This is a genomic window from Streptomyces sp. NPDC048473 (assembly GCF_043200155.1).
In the GTDB taxonomy this organism is placed as follows: Bacteria; Actinomycetota; Actinomycetes; order Streptomycetales; family Streptomycetaceae; genus Streptomyces.
The window spans coordinates 35,374-53,959 of the sequence record NZ_JBICXE010000026.1 but is presented as its reverse complement, the minus strand read 5'-3'; the positions used below and the strand labels follow the sequence as shown (position 1 = coordinate 53,959).

Genomic DNA, 18,586 nt, shown 5'->3' with positions numbered 1-18,586 from the left:
AGCAAGGGGAGCGGGTAGTTGTGCGGGTGGGGTAGCGGGATTAAAGTGACGGCCGTGCTCGGAGTGGTCGGCGGGGGCCGGTAACCCGGGCCTGAGGGAAGGGAATTCCGTCGTGACCGAGACCGAGAAAGCCGCCGCCGATCCCGCGATACCCGACAGAACCGACTGGCCCGACAGCCTCGGCGGGATCGAGGTGCTCGCCTCGCTCAGCCCCGACTTCGACGCCGACCCGTACACCGCCTTCGCGCGGCTGCGCGAGCGCGGTCCGGTGCACCAGGTAGTGGGGCCCGATAGGGGCCGGGTGTGGCTCGTGGTCGGGTACGAGGCCGCGCGCGAAGCCTTCACCTCCCCGCTGCTCAGCCGGGACTGGCAGCGCGAGTGGCGGCAGCCCGGCTGGAGCCCGCCGTACGCCCTTAACATGCTCGGCAACGCCAACATGCTGATGAGCGACCCGCCCCACCACACCCGGCTGCGGAAGCTGGTGGCGCGGGAGTTCACGGCCCGGCGGGTCGAGGGGATGCGGGGGCGCATCCAGGAGATCACCGACGAGCTGCTGGACCGCATGACGGCGGACGGAGCGCGCCGCACCGACCTCATCGAGGCGTTTGCCTCCCCGCTCCCCATGATCGTCATCTCCGAACTGCTCGGCGTCCCCGGCCTGGACCGCGCCTCCTTCCACGCCTGGTCCAACGAGACCCTCGCGCCCACCAGCCCCGAGGCGGAGAAGGAGGCGTACGAGCAGGTCATGCCGTATCTCACAGGGCTCATCGCCGCCAAGCGCGAGAGCCCCGGGGAGGACCTGCTCAGCGCCCTCGTCCACACGGTCGACGAGGGCGGCGACCAGCTCACCGAGGACGAGCTGGTCTCGTTGGCCTTCCTGCTGCTCGTCGCCGGGCACGAGACGACGGTCAACACGATCGGCAACGCGGTGCGCGCGCTCCTCGCGCACCCCGAGCAGCTGGCGGCCGTACGGGCCGATCCGGCGGGGCTGGCGGCGGGGCTGGTGGAGGAGACGCTGCGCTACGACGGGCCGGTGGCGACCACCACGCCGCGCATCGCCCTGGAGGAGACCGAGATCGGCGGCGTACGGGTGCCGCGCGGTGCCATCGTGCTGATCGCCATGGCCGGCGCGGACCGTGACCCGGCGCGCTTCCCCGATCCGGAACGCTTCGACGTACGGCGCGAGGAGGCCCGGGGCCATCTCTCCTTCGGACACGGGATCCACTTCTGCCTGGGCGCCCCCCTCGCCCGCCTCGAGGGCGAGGTGGCGCTGCGCGCGCTGCTGGAGCGCTGCCCGGATCTGACGGCGGACGGGGAGCCGGGGGAGTGGCTCCCGGGGATGCTGATCCGGGGGAGGCGGAGCCTGCCGGTGCGGTGGTGATACGCCCGCCGCGGGCGGGCTGACGGGCGGGTGAGCGGTCGCGGCACGCCGTTCGCGCAGGTCAGCGGGGACTGTCAGTGGCGGGGTCCACACTGTCCGCAGTGCTGCGACAGAGGCGTCACGCACCGGACAGGAGTGAGGCGATCGTCATGACCGCGACCCTGCTGCTGGCGAGCACCAGGAAGGGGCTCTTCCTCGCCCACCGGCGCGACGGGGCATGGGAGTTCGAGGAGCCGCACTTCCCCGACCAGGCCGTGTACGCCGAGGCCATCCACGCGCGGCACCCGGGCGGGCCCCGGCTGCTCGTCTCCGGGGACAGCGCGCACTGCGGCCCAGCGTCTTCCACTCCGACGACCTCGGCGCCAGCTGGCAGGAGCCCGAGCGGCCCGCCGTGCGCTTCCCGGAGGGGACCGGGGCCTCGCTCGAGCGGGTGTGGCAGCTGATCCCGGCGCCCGCCGAGGGGCCCGAGGTGGTGTATGCGGGGGCGGAGCCCGCCGCGCTGTTCCGTTCCGCGGACGGGGGCGAGACCTTCGAGCTCGTACGCGGCCTGTGGGACCACCCGCACCGCCCCCGGTGGGTGACGGGCGGCGGCGGGCTCGGACTGCACACCATCCTGCCCGCCCGCGAGAAGGAGGACGCGAGCGCGCTGACCGTCGCCATCTCGGCGGGCGGCACGTACTGCACGCACGACGCGGGCGCCAGCTGGCAGGCGTCCAACGAGGGCATTGAAGCGCGCTTCCTGCCGGAGTCGTATCCGGAGTACGGGCAGTGCGTGCACAAGATCGCGCGGGACGCGGACGATCCGGAGCGCTTCTCTCTCCAGAACCACTGGGGGTCTACCGGAGCGACGACGGCGGCGGGAGCTGGCAGGACATCGGCGCCGGGCTGCCGTCCACCTTCGGCTTCCCGGTCGCCGCGCACCCCCGGCGCGGCTCGGTGGCGTACGTCTTCCCGCTCAACGCGGACACCGACCGCGTCCCCGCAGAGCGCCGATGCCGCGTCTACCGCACGCGGGACGCGGGCGCCAGCTGGCAGCCGCTCACCCGCGGCCTGCCCGACGACGCGCACTTCGGCCCGGTGCTGCGGGACGCGCTGTGCACGGACGACGGCGACCCGGCGGGGATCTACTTCGGCACCCGCAACGGCGAGATCTACGCCAGCGCGGACGACGGCGACACGTGGACGGAGATCGCCCGCCACCTGCCGGACGTGCTGTGCGTACGGGCGGTGCGGATCGGATAGGTCGGATAGGGAGGCCCGGCGAGCGGGATCCGGGTGCGGGGCGCAGGATGGGAGGTATGTGCGACGACTTCTCCTAGGTCACCTACATCAAGGCCGCGCCGGAGCGGGTGTGGCGGGGGCTGACGGAGCCGGGGGAAACGGAGCGTACGCGGCGGGCGATAAGGACGAGGCAGGACGGATCGCCGTCGGACACCGCGCCGACCTCGCGGTCCTCGCCGCCGATCCGCTCACCCTGCCGCCACCGAACTGGCCGACGCACCGGTGCTGTTGACCGTTCTCGACGGCAACCCCACGCATCGCGCCGCGGGCCTGTGACACGACGGGAGGGCCGCTGACCACCGCCGGGCGAAAACGCGGGGACACGCGGTCAAGCCGCCGAGGTTGTCCCGGGACTTCCTCACCCGTGAGTACGCCGGGCTCATCGACCTCGGGGACACGCTGCAGCGGTCGGCCTTCGAGTCCGAACTGGTCTTCGCCTCCCGCGCGTTGGCCGCCATGTCGCTCCAACTGCTTACCGGTTGCTCGCCGGACGAGGCCGCGGCATCGGTCACCGACGGCCGGGACGACCAGGGGATCGATGCCATCGGGTACTCCTCGTCGGCACCCGGCCTGTGGCTCGTCCAGGCCAAGTGGAGTGGCAAGGGCACCGCGAGCTTCGGGGTGCTGCACGGTCTTCGGCAGCTGGACAACCGCGACTTCGACCGGTTCAACAACCGGGTGCAGCGGCACGCCGCCCGTGTCCGGGACATCCTCGAATCACCGGAGTGCCGTGTGCACCTGGTCGTGGCCGTCATGGGCGAACAGGCGACGAAGGAACAGGCCCGCCGGCTGATCGAGCAGGCCGCCGCGGACTTCGGCTCCGAGGTCGAGTGTCACGTCCTGGCGCTCCCCGATTTCCACGCCGCCGCCCACCGAAGTTCCCTGCCCCGGAGCATCGAACTCGTCGCCACCCTGATCGGCAGCTGGTTCGCGCGGGACTTCCCCCAGCGGACGGTCTACGGGCTGCTCGACGCCGGCGAGGTCGCGCTCTGGTACGAGGAGCACGGGGTCCGCCTGTTCGACCGGAACATCCGGAACCCCCTCGGCATGACCCCGCCCAACCTCGGGATCGTGGAAACGCTGCGGACCGCCCCCGAGAACTTCTCGTACTTCAACAACGGCATCACAGTGCTGTGTGACGCCATCGAGACCGAATTCTTCTCCCGCCCCGTCGAAGGCGCTCCCGTACGACTGCGGCTCACAGGAGCCACGGTCGTCAACGGCGCCCAGACCATCGCCTCCGTCTACTACGCACACCAGAAGCATCCCGAGAACGTCGTGCGGGCCGGTGTCCCGGTCAGGTTCATCTCCCTGGCGAACGCGCCCGAGGGATTCGCCCGGTCCGTCGGTGTCGCGACAAATACCCAACACCACACCGGGTCGCGGGACTTCGTCGCACTCGACGAAGTGCAGGGAAGTATCCGGGACGACTTTCGGACCAGCCTCGACAAGGAGTACGTGTTCAGGCGGGGAGAGTTGATCCCCACTCCTACCGCGGGCTGCTCGATGGAGGAGGCGGCCGTGGCGCTCGCCTGCGGCCCACCCCGACGCCCCCTCAGCGCCTTGGCCAATGCGTCGACGGAGCGCCTGTGGGAGGCGACGTCGGAGGGGCCCTACACCCGCCTGTTCGGACGGCAGCCGAGCGCGCTTCAGATCTGGCGCTCCGTCCTCCTGCTCCGCGCCGTCCGAGAAGCCCTCCACGAACTGAGACCCCGTCTGAACGGGCGCTCGGCTGCCATCGCGGAGCGCGGAACCCTGCCTGTCACCCATCTCGTGTTCCGGCTCCGCGGAGCCGAGGGGATCGACGATCCCGATGCCGATTGGGAGCAGCTCCTGGACGAGGTGCCCGGGCTCGTACGCCCGGTGCTGGCTGCTCTGATCCCGCTGGTGGACGACCTCTTTGGCAGCAACTCCTTCGTCGCCACGACCTTCGGGAGACCGGGCGGTGCCGCCAACTCGCAGAGGCGGCCCTGCACGCCCTCGCCGACGTGGAGCGGACCCCACAGCTTGTGGTCGCGTCCCCGCCGAAGCCACGGAGGAGGTCCGGATCCGCCCGGCTTCTCGTTGACCACCGGCGGATCCCTGATGGAACGCAGGTGTTGTACCAGCCGGGGGGAGTGGAAGAAGCGGCCATCGGCCACTGGCTCGACGAGGACCCTCTCCGCTACCTCGCGACCTGCAACAACGATGCCCGGCAGCCGCTGCGTTGGGCAGCGGACGGCGCCTGTACTCGATCAACGGACTGATCCGGCAAGTCTGGCAGCGTGCCGACTGGCGCGAGGCATGGAGCGCTGTCCAGGGTCCTCGCTATTGGGTGGTCCCCGGCGAAGGCAGTCTCTCCGACCTAAAGCGTGTTGCAGAAGGCTGCGGGGCGGGTATTTCTCTTGTATGGGTGGGGTGTTGCGGGCTGAGGCGTTGTGGGTGGAAACGTTCACTGGGCTGCGGATGCGGCAGTTCGACCGGCTGCTGAAGGTCGTGCGTGAACGAGGGGGGAACGGGCCTGGCGGGGGTCGGCCGTGGTGCCTGCCGCTGGCGGACCGAGTCCTGCTGGTGGCCGTCTACTACCGGACCAACCTCACGATGCGGCAGCTCGCCCCGCTGTTCGGCTGCTCTCCAGCCACGGTGTGCCGGGTCATCCAGCGGCTGCGGCCGCTCCTGGCGATCGAGCCGGCCACCCGCCCGGCTGATGCCGTGGAGCGGTTGTGGATTGTGGACGGCACCCTGATCCCGGTCCGGGACCGGAAGGTCGGCGCCTCCTCCCGCAACTACCGCTTCTCATCGAACGTGCAGGTCATCATCGACGCCGACACCAAACTCGTCATCGCGGCGGCCCGCCCCGTCCCCGGCAACACCGCGGACGCCAAAGCATGGCGGGACTCAGGACTCGCCGACATCTGCCACGGCGTGACCGTGCTCGGCGACGGCGCCTACACCAACACCGGGCTGGTCATCCCGCACCGCAAACGACCCGGCCGCCCCCTCCTGCCCGGCCAGGAAACGGACAACGCGGCCCACCGAAAAGTGCGGGCCCGCGTGGAACACGCCTTCGCCCGCATGAAACACTACAAGATCCTCCGCGACTGCCGGCAACGTGGCAATGGCCTCCACTACGCAGTCCAAGCCGTCGCCACACTCCACAACCACGCCCTAGCCGTATGATCCACAAGGCCACACAACCCGGCCTCGCCTGCCCAGCCGCAGCCTTCTGCAACACGCTTTAGCCGAAGCTCTCTGGGACTTCGAATCCCCCCAGGATGTCGAGGTTCCCCAGGACACGGGCGAGTGAGCGTGCCGGGGGTACGCCGTCGCTTGGGTCGCTGCGAACTCGGAGAACTCATCGGCAGGGGAGGGACGGGGCAGGTCTGGGCGGGACGCGACCCCGAACTGGGCCGGCACGTCGCCATCAAGCTCATTCACCCCCGGGAGGGCTCCACCCGCTCCGATGCCGGAGTCGCCCGTTTCCGCCGCGAGGCCCAGATCATGGCGCGGCTCGCCCACTCGGGCATCCCGCAGATCTACGACATCGTCACCGATCCCGCGGGCGGTGGGCGCCTCTACATCGTCATGCAGCGGCTGTTCGGATCACCGCTCAACGACATCTGCCGGGACTTCGGCCGACTGCCCATCCCGTGGGTGGCCTGCCTGGGGGCCCATCTGTGCTCGGTGCTGACGTACACCGGGAGTGTGCCGCTCGTCCACCGCGATCTGAAGCCCGCCAACATCATGGCCGCGGACAGCGGTCTCGCGATGGTGCTGGATTTCGGTGTCTCCGCGCTGCTCGAAGGCGACCACAACCCCTTGACCCCGGAGGGCTTTCCCGTCGGCACGCCCCGGTACATGTCCCCTGAGCAGGCGCGGGAGGCCGAGGTCACCCCACGGAGCGATCTCTACGCACTGGGCTGCATCCTCTACGAACTCCTCACCGGGCGAACACCGTTCAGTCAGGACAATGCGGCCGGTCTCCTCTACCACCATGTGCACGAGCCTCCTGTTCCCGTGCGGGAGCTGCGTCCGGAGGCCGGTCCCGAGCTGGACCGTCTGGTGCTGGACCTGCTCGCCAAGCGCCCGGAGGACCGGCCCGCGACTGCTCAGGAGGTCTTCGAGCGTCTTCTCCCGTTCTTCCCGAGGGGGGCACCGGTCGGTCGGCACAGGGGTTGCGGGAGGGGAGCCGTCCGGGCTCAGCCCTCTCGTACATCCGGAGCCCGCGTGGTTCGCCGTGCCTTCGGCCGGCAAGGGGGCGCCGGCTGTGGACGCGGACAGTCTTCGGGAGGCGGACGCCCTGTTCGAGGAGGAGGAATACGGTCGTGCGCTGCCGCTGTACCGCAAGTGCGCGGCCCCGCTCGCCGCCCGAGGGGCGGAGAACGGCACGGGAGGGCTGAAAGCCCGTGGTCAGATCGCCTATTGCCTGATGAAGCTGGGCGAGATGGCGCAAGCGCTGGAAGCGTTCGAAGCCGTACTGAAGGCGGCGGACGAGGCCTTCTCGCCCACCGACATGTTCGTCCTGACCACCCGTCGTCGGTACGGTCTGCGGCTGCACTCGGCCGGCCGGCCGGCTGTCGGAGGCGTTCAACGTACTGGTTGCCCTCTACCCCGACCTGCTCCGCACCCTGGGGACGGAATCCCCGGAGACGGTCCGCGTACGCGCGGCACTGAATCAGCTGCGCCGTCAGATGCGGGCCGGCTGAAACGACGGTCGGTCGCCGGGCCCGTCTGTACTGCCCCGACGCATCGCCGGGGCAGTACCGAGGCCGGTTGAAGGGCCCGCTTACGGCTGGTCGGAGAACTGCGGGTCGTTCTGATGGTTGTAGATCTCCTCGCCGTATGCGTTGAAGGCATGGACGTGGGGTCGAGGCCCGGATCGTCCTGGGCGGGGTTGTCGGCGGAGAGTTCCGCCGCGCAGACGAACGCGCCGTCCCGGTCCTCCGCGGAGACGGGTGCGCGGACCAGTCCGTACACAGTGCGGCATTCGCCGTCCGCGATCCGGAGCTGTGGGCGCTGCACTGCGCGGTCCGCCTCGGCGACGCGAGCCGGGCCACGGCACAGCGGCTCGCGGAACTGGCGGACGAGCTGGACAGTCCGGTCGGGCACGGTGCCGCCCGGCCCGCGGCGGCACTCTGCGCGGGCGACGGCGAAGCACTGTCCGCGGCCGCCGCCTTGGCCGAAACGGCGTCCCCGCCGCAGCAGCAGTCGCCCACGCCCAGGCCGCCGACGCCTTCCCACAAGCCCGCCGTGCGGGTTCCGCGAACACCACGGCCGCCGCCGACCGCCTCGCCACGGAATGTCAGGGCCTGCGCACCCCGGCCCTGCTCACCTGGGCCCGCCCACTGCCACTGACCCGCCGCGAACGCGAAAACGCACTCCTCACCGCAGCCGGTGGGAGCGAAGCGCCGGGGGCTGCGAGCCGGGAGGGCTCACCGACGAAGTGCCTGCCGCGAAGAATTCATGACGTGCTTCCTTTGCCAGGAGCAGAAACCCACGCGCAGGGTGGTCCTGTCCAGTTGCCCAGGGTACTCGCACACTACTGCGTCGGTGACGGGTCACCGCGCCGGATCGCCTGCTGGTGCAGGGCCACCCTGTCGCACGCCTCGGAGTGCATTGGCAGTCGCCAGCTACCGACCAAGCGGTCTACCCGCGCGTACAGCTCAAGCAGTTGGGCATCGCTGCTCACCTTCACAAGCGCCACCCCGTACACCTTCCAGCAAAGCAAGGCCATCACCCCGCTTTCACCAAACCGACAAAGATCTGTCAACAGAATTCGCTTACCAGAGCCACATGCGCGAGTGCGCCGGCAACGTGCCTGTGCGAACAAGCCAACTCCGTTCCTGTGCTTCGACGTGGGGTTCCGCCGCATCGTCTGCGCTGTCCACAGGAGGACAGGGCAGCCGCTTTGCACCTGGCCGGATTCAAGCGCCGATTATTTCCTTATGCACCATTTTTTACGGACGTCGTCTCGGTTCCGACGCTTTCCCGGCCACCCATGGGGCGGAACTCTGCCTGGTTTCCAGCCATTGGGGCTCAGTCGCATCCTCCGCTCTGAGCGAACGGCTTCTCAGCTCCCCCTGGATAGGGACGGAGTGCGTGTTAGCTTCGTTAAGCGCGAGGGGGCGAGTGGAGTGCTGCTTCCGGCTCTAATTGGTCGGATAGCAGCTGAACGGACTCGGTCCAGGCCCTTTAGCGGACACGCAACGACAGAGGAGTGGAATCGCATGAGCTCTCGGCAGTTGCCTCTCGAAGCAGGCCAGATGATGCCTTACGCCCGCGGCGGTGCCGGTGATGGGGTCAGCGTGGATGCGGTTTACAACCGTCTTCTCGAGGACCGCATCATTTTCCTCGGCAAGGAAGTTGACGATGACATCGCCAACCGCGTTACCGCGCAGATGCTGATGCTCGCCACGGATCCGACCCGTGACATTTACTTGTACATCCACTCACCGGGCGGCTCGGTTACCGCTGGCATGGCGGTCTACGACACCATGCAATACATCAAGAATGACGTCGTGACCATTGCGATGGGATTCTGTGCCTCCATGGGCCAGTTCCTTCTCACCGCCGGTGCGAAGGGAAAGCGGTTCGCATTGCCGCACACCAAGATCCTCATGCACCAGCCCTCGGCCGGTTTCGCCGGCTCGGCCTCGGACATCAAGATCTACGTGGACCAGTTGGTCCGCACCAAGCGGGAAATGGCTGAGCTCATCGGGCACCACTCCGGCCAGGACACCGAGACGATCACCCGTGACTCTGACCGGGATCGCTGGTTCACTGCCCAGGAGGCCAAGGAATACGGCCTGATCGACGAGGTGATGACCGCTGATCATCCGGGCCTTGGCGCTGTCGGCTAGTCCTCTGCCCCACGGACCAGCACATCCATCCACCTCGGGAGGACCACGCCCAGTGAGCACTTCTATGCCCACATCAGCCTCGCCCCCGTTCGGGTCCGGTCACTTGCGTCCGGAAAGCCGTTATGTCGTACCGCGTTTCGTGGAACGTACGTCGCAGGGCACCAGGGAGTACGATCCCTACGCGAAACTCTTCGAGGAGCGCGTCATCTTCCTCGGCACCCCGGTCGATGACGTCGTGGCGAACGACATCATGGCCCAGCTCTTGTGCCTCGAGTCGCAGGACCCTGACCGGGACATTTCTCTCTACATCAATTCGCCCGGCGGTGACCTCACTCCGCTCACCGCTGTCTACGACACCATGCAATTTGTGCGGCCCGATATCCAGACGGTCTGTCTCGGACAGGCCAGTTCGGTGGCCGCCGTGATCCTGGCGGCGGGCACCCCCGGGAAGCGTCTGGCTCTGCCGAGCGCTCGGATCCTCCTCCAGCAGCCGCACAGCGACGGCACCCAGGGCCAAGTGTCCGACCTGGAGATCCAGGGCCGTGAGGTCCAGCGTCAGCGGGAGTTGATCGAAGGGCTTCTCGCCAAGCACACCGGCCGGGACGTCGCACAGATCAACAAGGACGTCGACCGAGCCCAAGTCCTTACCGCCGATCAGGCACTGAAGTTCGGACTTGTCGACCAGGTGGTTGCTCCTCGCACCATCGCGGGTGTGCATTGACGCAGCAGGATGCAGCGGCCTGAGGTTCGACTGCGAAGGCAGGCCCAGGAGAGTACTGACGTCGAGGTGATCACCTTCCACAGGTGATTCTCCGCGGAAAATTCTCCAGGGCTTCCTGCCGCCGGAGAGGTGCTCTGTGCGGCGCTGATCTGTTGACGGGGTTGGTCATGGGCCTTCCTCCGCTGTGCGCGTTCTTTCCCTCCTCCTTGCTTCCCTTGTACACGGAGGCTGCGGCACATGCCGGGCCCGGTTGTCTGGATGGCCGTCGTCGGCGATCGTCACGATCTTGCCGACGACGGCCATTGTGCTGAACGAGCCCCTCTCATGTCCTGCAGTCATTGAGGTTGTCGGCGGACGGCGCGGCGAGTCGTGACGTCGACCGTTGCCGAGGTCAACAGCGGCCTGTACTCCATGCTGGTGACGTGCCGGGACCGAGATCGGCGACCTGCCGACCAATCAGCGCACTTCAGAGACGTTCCAGCGTTGTCCGGTCGGCCCTGTCGGTTCGATCGTCCTGGCCCGGAGGTCGCTACAGTTCGTTCCCATGATCACGGTTACCACACGCTCGGTCGCCTACCCGGCCGACGGTCTGACGATGGTCGGGCACCTGGCGCTCCCGGCCGGCGCCGACCGGCGGCCCGCAGTTCTGGTCGGGCCCGAGGGGACTGGACTGAACGACTTCCAGCGCAGCAGGGCCGACGCCCTGGCCGAGATGGGGTACGTGGCGTTCGCCTTCGACATCCATGGCGGGCGGTGGTTCACCGACCCCGAAGAGATGATGGCCCGAACAACTCCCCTGCTCGCAGATCCCGACCGGATGCGGGGGATCGGTCACGCGGCGCTCGACGTGTTGCGTGCCGAACCGCGGACCGATCCCGACCGGATCGCCGTCATCGGCTACGGCACCGGGGGCGCCATCGGGCTGGAACTCGGGCGGGACGGTGTCGACCTGCGTGCGATCGGGACAGTCAACGCCCTGACCACGGGCCGACCGGGTGAGGCGGCGCGCATCCGCTGTCCTGTGTGGGCAGGGGTCGGATCGGAAGACCCGATCATGCCGCCCGCGCAACGGGACGCTTTCGCCGCCGAAATACTGGCCGCGGGAGTCGACTGGCGTCTCGTGGTCTACGGCGGTGCCTTGCACGCCTTCCACCACCCTCCGGTGGACCAGCGCGTGCGCCCCGGAGTGGGCCACCACCCTCGACACGCGCGACGTGCCTGGAGTGACGTCGTCGGTCTGCTCGACGAGTGTCTGCCCGTAACGGAGTGATGCTTCCAGGAGTGCCGGTTGGGGGCTGCGAACCAGCAGGCGTCTTGTCCCGCGGCCGGGTCAACAAGGGCGAACCTCCTTATGACGCATCCGTTGTTGCGGACGCTCTCGGCATCACGCGCTGTCGAAACATGGCCGCCTGAAGACCACCAACAGCGTTCCGCGGCCGTGCCGGAGCCACGTCACGCCCTGCTCCGTGAAGGCGGCCCTCCGAATTGAAGCACCGAGTCGACGGTGCGGCGCAGCGAGCGGGTCGTTGGCGGCGACGCGTAGGAGAGCCGAAAGAGCATGAGTTCGGCCTCGTCCGGCTTGCTGGGGATGACGGCGGTGAACCTGGTGCGCAGAGTGCGTAGAACGTCGGTCTCGGTGGCATCGAGTCCCGTCTCGCTGCCACCTTCCACGCGGGCGAACAGGTAGAGCAGGGAGGTGTGGGGCTGCAATCCCAAGCCGAGGGAGGTGGCGGTGAGCCAGAGCCGTTGCAGGGCGCGGCCGCCGTTGACGAAGGCGTGAGTGCCCTTGCCCGGGATGGTGAGGCAGCCGACGGCCGAAGAGGCGGCAAGGGCCTTTCCGGCGCTCTCCTCGAAGGCTTTGCCGCCGCCGATCCGGCGAACGAAAGCCAGACCGGCCCATTGTCGTGCCAGACGGATGCCCGCGAGGTCGATGTCGTCGAACCCCAGCGTGGCGACGTCGATGCCGTCCCGCGTGCGCAGCGTCTCTTCGGGGTCCCAGCGCAACTCGTTCATCATTTCCCGATGCAGTTGCGGGTAAAGCATCCGCAGCCGGTCGCCCGCCCCCAGGACCCGGCCCATCTCGTCCAACTGATCGCGTTCGGTGACGAGGTGGAGTCGGGCGCCGCTCTCGGCGGCGCAGTCCGTCAGCGCTGCGGCGTGCGACTCGACGAGTGGGCGAACCGGGCCGGGACTGCGGTTGGTGGTGCGGTGCTCGATCCAGTCGAACAGTGCGGGGCGCGGGACGTCAGCCGCGCTGGAGAAGGTGAGTCGGCAGACCAGGCCGGGGTCGGCCGGGGTGGGGAAGTACTGCACATGGCATGCCCAGCCCGAGGCCCCGGCCGCGAGGTGAATGTTCTCCACCGCCGCGCCGATGGCCAGATGGGTGGCGCAGCCTTCGAAGTCGAGCAAGGTCTGCGGCTGTGCGGCGTCGATGCGGCAGTCCAACGCCTCGTCATGGGCTATGAACTGCCAGGGCTGGCTGTTGCCGCCGGACGGCGCCAGGATGCCGTGGGCGACCAGGCGGCGGATGCCTTCTTCACCCAGGGTGGCGCCGGCGTTGCTGGGCGGCGGCAGGAGGAGGGGAGGGGAGGCCACCTCCGCAGTGGGCTCGGACGTGGGCTCCGCTGGTGCCAAGGGGGTTTCCGCGCCCTCGCGGATCAGCGTGCCGGGATCAACGAAGTACCGTCCCGAGGCAGTGAATTGACCGAGCAGGAGGCGGCGAGCGGTATCTGTCACCAGCGCGGCGCCCAGGCTGACTCCCGAGGCGAGCTGTGGCCATGAGGAGATGGTCTTGCCTGTCTCGACGAGGGAGGAGACCAGACGCTCGGAGGGCTCGTCCTGACCGAGGATGCGGAGGAGGTGCGGGAGTTTTTCGCGGGTCGACATCGCCTTGACTCCGGCGGCCGCCACTCCCTGCAGAAGGCCGTGCAGGAGGGGACGTTCCGGTTCGAGGTCGAACCGCTCCACATCCAGCATGCCGCGCTCGTTGGTCTCCATCAGGACGGGGATGCCGAGCGCGCGGGCGCGTTCACGGACGTGGACCTTGAGATACATGTCGTCGCACTCCTCGACGAGGAGGTCGGTGCGGCCACCGCCCGCGAGGAAGGCGTCGGTGTTCTCCTCGGTCAGTCCCTCCGGCCAGACAGTGATGTCGAGGTAGGGGTCGATCTCGTACATCTGCCGTGCGGCGATGACGACTTTGGGCAGGCCGACATCGGCGACCGAGGCGCGGAGCCGGTTGAGGTTGGAGAGGGAGAGGAGGTCGAAGTCGGCGAGCCGGAAACGGTCGCCCACACCCTCCTGAGCGAGGGTGACCGCACTTGCGGCGCCCACGGAGAGGCCGACCACGGCCACGGTCTTCCGCGACAGGAGGTTCTGCTCCTCCGCGGTGATCTTGTAGCGGTTACGGGACTGACGGAGCTCGCGGTGCTCGGCCGGCGGTAGGACGTGGACGAGCTGCCGCGACCAGGCGTACCACGCCCATGTGCCGTACTCCGCCGGGGGCCTGCCGCCGAGGTGGTCAGTGACCGCAGAGGCCAACTCGTCGGCGTCCGGACGCCAGTCGGGGCGCCGAGCGGAGAGGAGCTCTGCCAGCTGGTCGGCGCACGTGTCGTGGACGGAGTCGACGACACCGCTTTCGAGGAGCTCTGTCAGGGCAGAACGTTGCTCGGGCTCAACCGGTGCGTACAGCCTCGGTCGCCATGGAGCCATGTTGCCGGCGGTCTGGGTGAGGGTGCCGAGATGCGCTTCCAAGTTCATTGATCTCCTAACGTGCGTTGTCTACGGATGCCGAGGAGGTGAAGTACCTGAGGCCGAGATTCTCGGCGACGGCGCGGGCCACGTCAGTGGGGATAAGGGGCGCTTCGTCCAGGGCGCGGTCCAGCAGCACCGCCGCATTGGTCAATCGCTCCTCGCGATGGCGGATGGCCTCGGCCCGGTTGATGAAGTAGTACGCCGTGATGCCCGGAAAGGGGCGGTCGTGCAGGGGGCGGTCATGCCGGAAACGGAGACCGCCCCGTTCGTATCCCTTGATTCGTTTAGTGGGGCCGCTGCCACAGATCACGGTTGCCCCCAGTCGCTGAGCCGCCACGGCGGAGGCGAAGCACAGCAGGGACGAGAGGTTGCGGCCCCTCCAGTCGTTTTCCGCCCAGGTGCCGCAGATCTCTGCCACCGACTCGCCGGCGGCGACTTCGTCCGCCAAGGCATCGTTGAAATCTTGGCTCGCGAGGTGGATCTCGGACGGCAGCTGGCCCGCTATTTTCCGGTGGATGCGGATACCGCCGACGAGCCTCTCGCCCTCGTCGCCTGCCGTCTCGTCGAAAACAGCAAGGTAACTCAACGGGTCGCGAGTAGTGCGCGGGTCCGTGCTTCCGTACTTCGTCACCGTCTCGTAGCCGGTCGCGGAGTAAGCGCGCTGCTGGGCTTCGAGATAGGCGTCGTAGGCGGGATCATTGAACTGTGCGTCGAGTAGCCGGAGGTACATCAAGAATCCTTGTGGGTTGGGTCGACTCCGGATCATGGATGTGGCTGCGGACGGCATCCAAAAGTACAGGACGCCCCATGGTCGGCCAAATACTTTTTGGTCATCTTCGACGCTTGCGCGTCTCGCAGACATATTCCGGAACGGGTCCTCGACTCTAAGCGTCGCGGTTCCGGCGCCCCTGTCCGTTTTGGAAAGATGATCCAGCTACCTGCCGCTCTATTCAATGGGTGATTTTCAGCCCCTTGATTGCTCGGGCCGGGGCCAGGATTGGGGCTCCTTCGGCCAAAAATGGAGGGGTGCAGAGGTGGAAGCGATCGATTCACGCCATCAACGAGGGGGGTGGGGCGTGAATGGTCTTGTGCGGTTTTCGGGTTTGGTGTTGCCTCGTGGTGCATCGCGACATGGACGATTCGTCATTCGGACAGGACGCGTCAACGGGGAGGAAATTTTCGATGATGCAGGTGAAGGCGGCGATCTAGCCCCGCCCACTTGGTGCCGCGTCCCCGGGACAGGGTGCGGCACGCTGCGGGGATCTCGCTTCCACTGTCTGTCTCAATGCCGCCAATCGGTTAAACCGGACGTTGTTGGATTTCGCCACGCCACGACACGGCCGAGGGTGCACGCCCGAGGCTCGTAGCACCGTGAAGGAGATCGTCATGACCAAACCGTCAGCGACCGCCCTGGACGAGCTGTGGAAGCTGGTTTATACCAGCTTTCGGTTCCCATTCCTGCACGCCGCACTGCGCCTGAAGTTGTTTGCTCTGCTCAAGGAGCGGCCCGGCAGTACTCTCGAAGAGATAACCCAGGCACTGGAGTTGGAGGAGCGCGCGGGTCACGTGCTGCTGCTGGGGTGTAGCACATTCGAGCTCGTGCGCAAGGAAGACGGTGGGTATCACAACACTGCCGCGACCGATATCCTCGCGGGCGATCCGGACGAATTCATGCCGGTCATTATCCGTTACACCCACGAGATGTTGTATCGCCCGATGGGTTGGCTCTACGAATCGCTGGTGGAGAACGACAACTTGGGGCTGGACCGTGAGCTGCTTGCCGGCTCGTCGGCGACCACGCTCTACGAGCTGCTTGGCGAGGACAAGAACCTCGAAAAGGTATTCACCGCCATGATGGAACATCAGAGCCGCTCGGTGGTCGAGGACTTCGTCAACTCCGTGGACTTCTCCTCCTACCAGCATGTACTGGACGTCGGCGGCGGCACTGGAACAAATGCCATCGCCTTCGCCCAGCGGTGGCCGCACCTCCAGGCGACCATCCTCGAACTCCCCAACGTGGCGAAGATGGCGGAAGAGCAGATCGCCGAGGCGGGTCTTGTCGACCGTGTTCACGCAGTCGGAGCCGACATCTGGCAGGAAGAGTTCCCCACTGCCCACGACTGCGTCGTATTCTCTCGATTCCTTGAGATTTGGTCGCCGGAGCAGGTTCGCGACCTTTTCGCGAAGACCTACCGGGCGCTGAAGCCGGGCGGACACCTGGTGATCGTCGCTTGCGCCCAGGACGACGACGAGACCGGTCCCGCCCACGCCGCGTTCATGTCGGCGTACGTGCACACGATTGCGTCGCCCGAGGGTCGCATCTACACGCCGCAGGAATTCGAGCAGTGGTACACCGAAGCGGGGTTCGAGCCGATGGACCGGCAGTATCCCGGGCGGTTCGACGTCATCCTGCGCGCCCGTAAGCCCGACGCCGGCTGAGTCGTCCCACAGCTGAGGGCAGTTGTCGCGTTGTTCGGTGGGGGCGTGCGTCAGGCCGTGCGGCGGATTCGCCGCACGGTCTCTGTCCGGCGCCATCCATTCGTCCTGCGACGGTCCCACCGGCGCGAGCCGCGGCAGCGCCCTGGCGGTCGGCGGTCGGTTCGGCGGGGTACGCCTCCCCGGCCGCTGTGATGTCGCCACGGCAGGGGAAAGAGTGAACAACCCACTATGCGGAGCTTGAATGAAATCTCCTGACAAACTGGCTATAGTTACCGGTGGAACCAAGGGAATCGGGCTCGAATTCAGCCGCAGGCTCACTCGGATGGGATATCGAGTAGTCGCAACTTTTCGCAGTGACGAGGATTCGGCGAACCGGGCTGCGCAGGAGATGAAGAAGGGTCTCTCGGTCATCCAGTCCGATGTGTCGGATCCCGATGACGTGGCGCGGCTGGCCGACCTGGTACGTACCGGTCACGGAACTCCCCAAGTGCTGGTCAACAATGCTGGACTGAACATAGACCGGCCGGTGCTTGAGATCTCTGACACGGACTGGCGCCAGGTGCTGGACACAAATCTTTCGGGGCCCTTCTACATGACCCGGGCATTTGCTCCGCACATGTTGGAGGCCGGCGGCGGTTCCATTGTCAACATCGGTGCGACCACGGCGATCCGCCCCCGGCTGAACGGTGCCAACTACTGTTCGAGCAAAGCGGGGCTGCTCCACCTGACCAAGTGCCTGGCCATGGAGCTGGCCCCCAGTATCCGGGTAAATTGCCTCATTCCGGGAATGATCGATACGGAGGAGATGCGGACTCGATTCCGCCTCGCCGAGCCGGAGCACATGAACTCGCTCCTGGATGAAATTCCGCAGCGGAGGATCGGCTCCACCGATGAGATGGCGGACGCTCTGGAATTTCTCGTGAGCACAGGAGCCACCTATGTAACGGGACAGAAGCTCATCGTGGACGGTGGCCAGTTCATGTGGTAGAGGCCTCGGCCGCCGACTGAAGATCGTGAATCAATCGCTGACATGAGAAACCATAGAGAAGGAGAAGCTCATGCGATCGCGCCTTGAACGCTATCAGGAATTCCTGGAGCAGGAGTACCGCTCCGGTTTCACGAAGTCGGACGAGTACGACATCTCCGGGATCTCGGAAGATCTCACGAAGAAGATATGGAGCGGTCATTTCACCCGCATCGTCTTCAGTGGCATGGGCTGCTCGGCCATCGTGTCGGACGTGATCAAGGTCTTCTTCAACTCGATCAGGAGCGACCTCGAAGTACATGTCTTCAACGACTACGACTTCGAGTACCTGATCCCGCGCTCAGTGATCGAGGACGACCGGACGCTCATCATCCTGAGTTCGTACAGCGGCCACTCCAACGAGCCGGTCCGGGCCTTCCACGCGCTGAGCCCGATGCACGACCGGGTTCTGCTGCTCACCTCGGGCGGCCGACTCGGCGAGCTGGGGGAGGAGCACGGTGTGTCCATCGCGCGCTGGACCCTGAGCAAGCCGGACCGTGAGTACCCGCTGTTCCACGTCGGCCAGTACTTCTCGATTCTGGTCGACATGTTCCTGAAGCTCGGGCTCCTGGACAAGGACCACGGTCCGGAAGTCCGCGCCCTGGCCCAGACCTTGGAGACCGACTTCACGCCTTCTCTGCGTGAGTTGGCGGCCGATGCCGCTGTCCGGAGCGAGAACTCCAACATCATCATGCTCGGCTCGCCCAAGTGGCACGAGAGCCTGTTGAAGCTCGCCAAAATGCACTTCAACGAAATCGCCATGGTGCCCGCGACGCGGAACTACTTCCACGAGTTCTGCCACAGCGAGGTGGCCACGCTCTCGGATCCCGTGCGTCGTCACAGCGTCCTCATCTTCTCCGACCCGGAGGAGGACGACTACACCCGCGCCAAGCGCAAGAACCTGGTGTCGTTGCTGACCGCGCCGATCCCGCAGAACGCGAACGTCACGGTGACCGAGGTCGAGCTCGACCAACCGACCTTCATGCGCCAGTACTTCACCGCTCTGGAATTCGTCCAGTATCTGACCCTGGACCTCGGAACGGCGCGGGAGACGGCGTCACGGAATCTCATTTCAGAGGCAGCGGGAAACCCCTGGTACCACGGCACCACGATTGACGCGGAGAACGCCGGCTGACGCATTTGCACAG

Annotated in this window: 12 protein-coding genes and 2 pseudogenes; 11 read left to right on the top strand and 3 right to left on the bottom strand. The window is 67.0% G+C overall.

The window, feature by feature from the left end:
* Positions 1–112: 112 nt before the first annotated feature.
* Both ACGFU7_RS32160 and ACGFU7_RS32155 read left to right on the top strand, forming a co-directional pair.
* Complete coding sequence (locus ACGFU7_RS32160) at positions 113–1,381, top strand: cytochrome P450 (protein WP_393700494.1); 1,269 nt, start codon at positions 113–115, stop codon at positions 1,379–1,381.
* A 149-nt stretch (positions 1,382–1,530) separates the two neighbouring features.
* Positions 1,531–2,623: pseudogene (locus ACGFU7_RS32155) on the top strand (WD40/YVTN/BNR-like repeat-containing protein).
* 82 nt (positions 2,624–2,705) lie between these two features.
* Here ACGFU7_RS32155 and ACGFU7_RS32150 read toward each other — a convergent pair.
* Positions 2,706–2,882 (bottom strand): hypothetical protein, encoded by a 177-nt coding sequence (locus ACGFU7_RS32150; RefSeq protein WP_393700492.1) that lies wholly within the window; start codon positions 2,880–2,882, stop codon positions 2,706–2,708.
* 236 nt (positions 2,883–3,118) lie between these two features.
* On the opposite strand from ACGFU7_RS32150, the pseudogene ACGFU7_RS32145 reads away from it, so the two are divergent.
* The 6 genes and pseudogenes from ACGFU7_RS32145 to ACGFU7_RS32120 form a co-directional block, all read left to right on the top strand.
* Positions 3,119–4,120: pseudogene (locus tag ACGFU7_RS32145) on the top strand (AIPR family protein); the annotation flags it as partial.
* Positions 4,121–5,050: 930 nt separating this feature from the next.
* Positions 5,051–5,821, top strand: coding sequence for a transposase family protein (locus tag ACGFU7_RS32140; RefSeq protein ID WP_393700603.1), 771 nt, complete (start codon positions 5,051–5,053; stop codon positions 5,819–5,821).
* A 123-nt stretch (positions 5,822–5,944) separates the two neighbouring features.
* On the top strand, positions 5,945–7,315 hold the full coding sequence (locus tag ACGFU7_RS32135; RefSeq protein ID WP_393700490.1) for a serine/threonine-protein kinase: 1,371 nt from the start codon (positions 5,945–5,947) through the stop codon (positions 7,313–7,315).
* Between the two features lie 1,592 nt (positions 7,316–8,907).
* A complete protein-coding gene (locus ACGFU7_RS32130) occupies positions 8,908–9,501 on the top strand; it encodes an ATP-dependent Clp protease proteolytic subunit (RefSeq protein WP_393700601.1) in 594 nt (197 codons plus the stop codon).
* Between the two features lie 64 nt (positions 9,502–9,565).
* A complete protein-coding gene (locus ACGFU7_RS32125; protein ID WP_393700488.1) occupies positions 9,566–10,222 on the top strand; it encodes an ATP-dependent Clp protease proteolytic subunit in 657 nt (218 codons plus the stop codon).
* Between the two features lie 544 nt (positions 10,223–10,766).
* On the top strand, positions 10,767–11,492 hold the full coding sequence (locus ACGFU7_RS32120; RefSeq protein WP_393700487.1) for a dienelactone hydrolase family protein: 726 nt from the start codon (positions 10,767–10,769) through the stop codon (positions 11,490–11,492).
* A 182-nt stretch (positions 11,493–11,674) separates the two neighbouring features.
* On the opposite strand, the gene ACGFU7_RS32115 is transcribed toward ACGFU7_RS32120, so the two are convergent.
* The gene (locus ACGFU7_RS32115) at positions 11,675–13,981 is read right to left on the bottom strand and encodes an Rv1355c family protein (RefSeq protein ID WP_393700485.1); all 2,307 of its coding nucleotides are present in this window, start codon (positions 13,979–13,981) and stop codon (positions 11,675–11,677) included.
* Positions 13,982–13,988: 7 nt separating this feature from the next.
* Entirely contained in the window at positions 13,989–14,705 is a 717-nt protein-coding gene (locus ACGFU7_RS32110; RefSeq protein WP_393700483.1) for a hypothetical protein, read from the bottom strand.
* A gap of 641 nt (positions 14,706–15,346) precedes the next feature.
* Here ACGFU7_RS32110 and ACGFU7_RS32105 point away from each other — a divergent pair.
* From ACGFU7_RS32105 to ACGFU7_RS32095, 3 genes are all read left to right on the top strand, one after another.
* On the top strand, positions 15,347–16,414 hold the full coding sequence (locus ACGFU7_RS32105; RefSeq protein WP_393700482.1) for a methyltransferase: 1,068 nt from the start codon (positions 15,347–15,349) through the stop codon (positions 16,412–16,414).
* 241 nt (positions 16,415–16,655) lie between these two features.
* Positions 16,656–17,402 carry an SDR family NAD(P)-dependent oxidoreductase gene (locus tag ACGFU7_RS32100; protein WP_393700480.1) on the top strand — a complete coding sequence of 249 codons (747 nt, stop codon included), beginning with the start codon at positions 16,656–16,658 and terminating at the stop codon, positions 17,400–17,402.
* A gap of 70 nt (positions 17,403–17,472) precedes the next feature.
* The gene (locus ACGFU7_RS32095) at positions 17,473–18,573 is read left to right on the top strand and encodes an SIS domain-containing protein (protein ID WP_393700478.1); all 1,101 of its coding nucleotides are present in this window, start codon (positions 17,473–17,475) and stop codon (positions 18,571–18,573) included.
* Positions 18,574–18,586 lie beyond the last annotated feature (13 nt).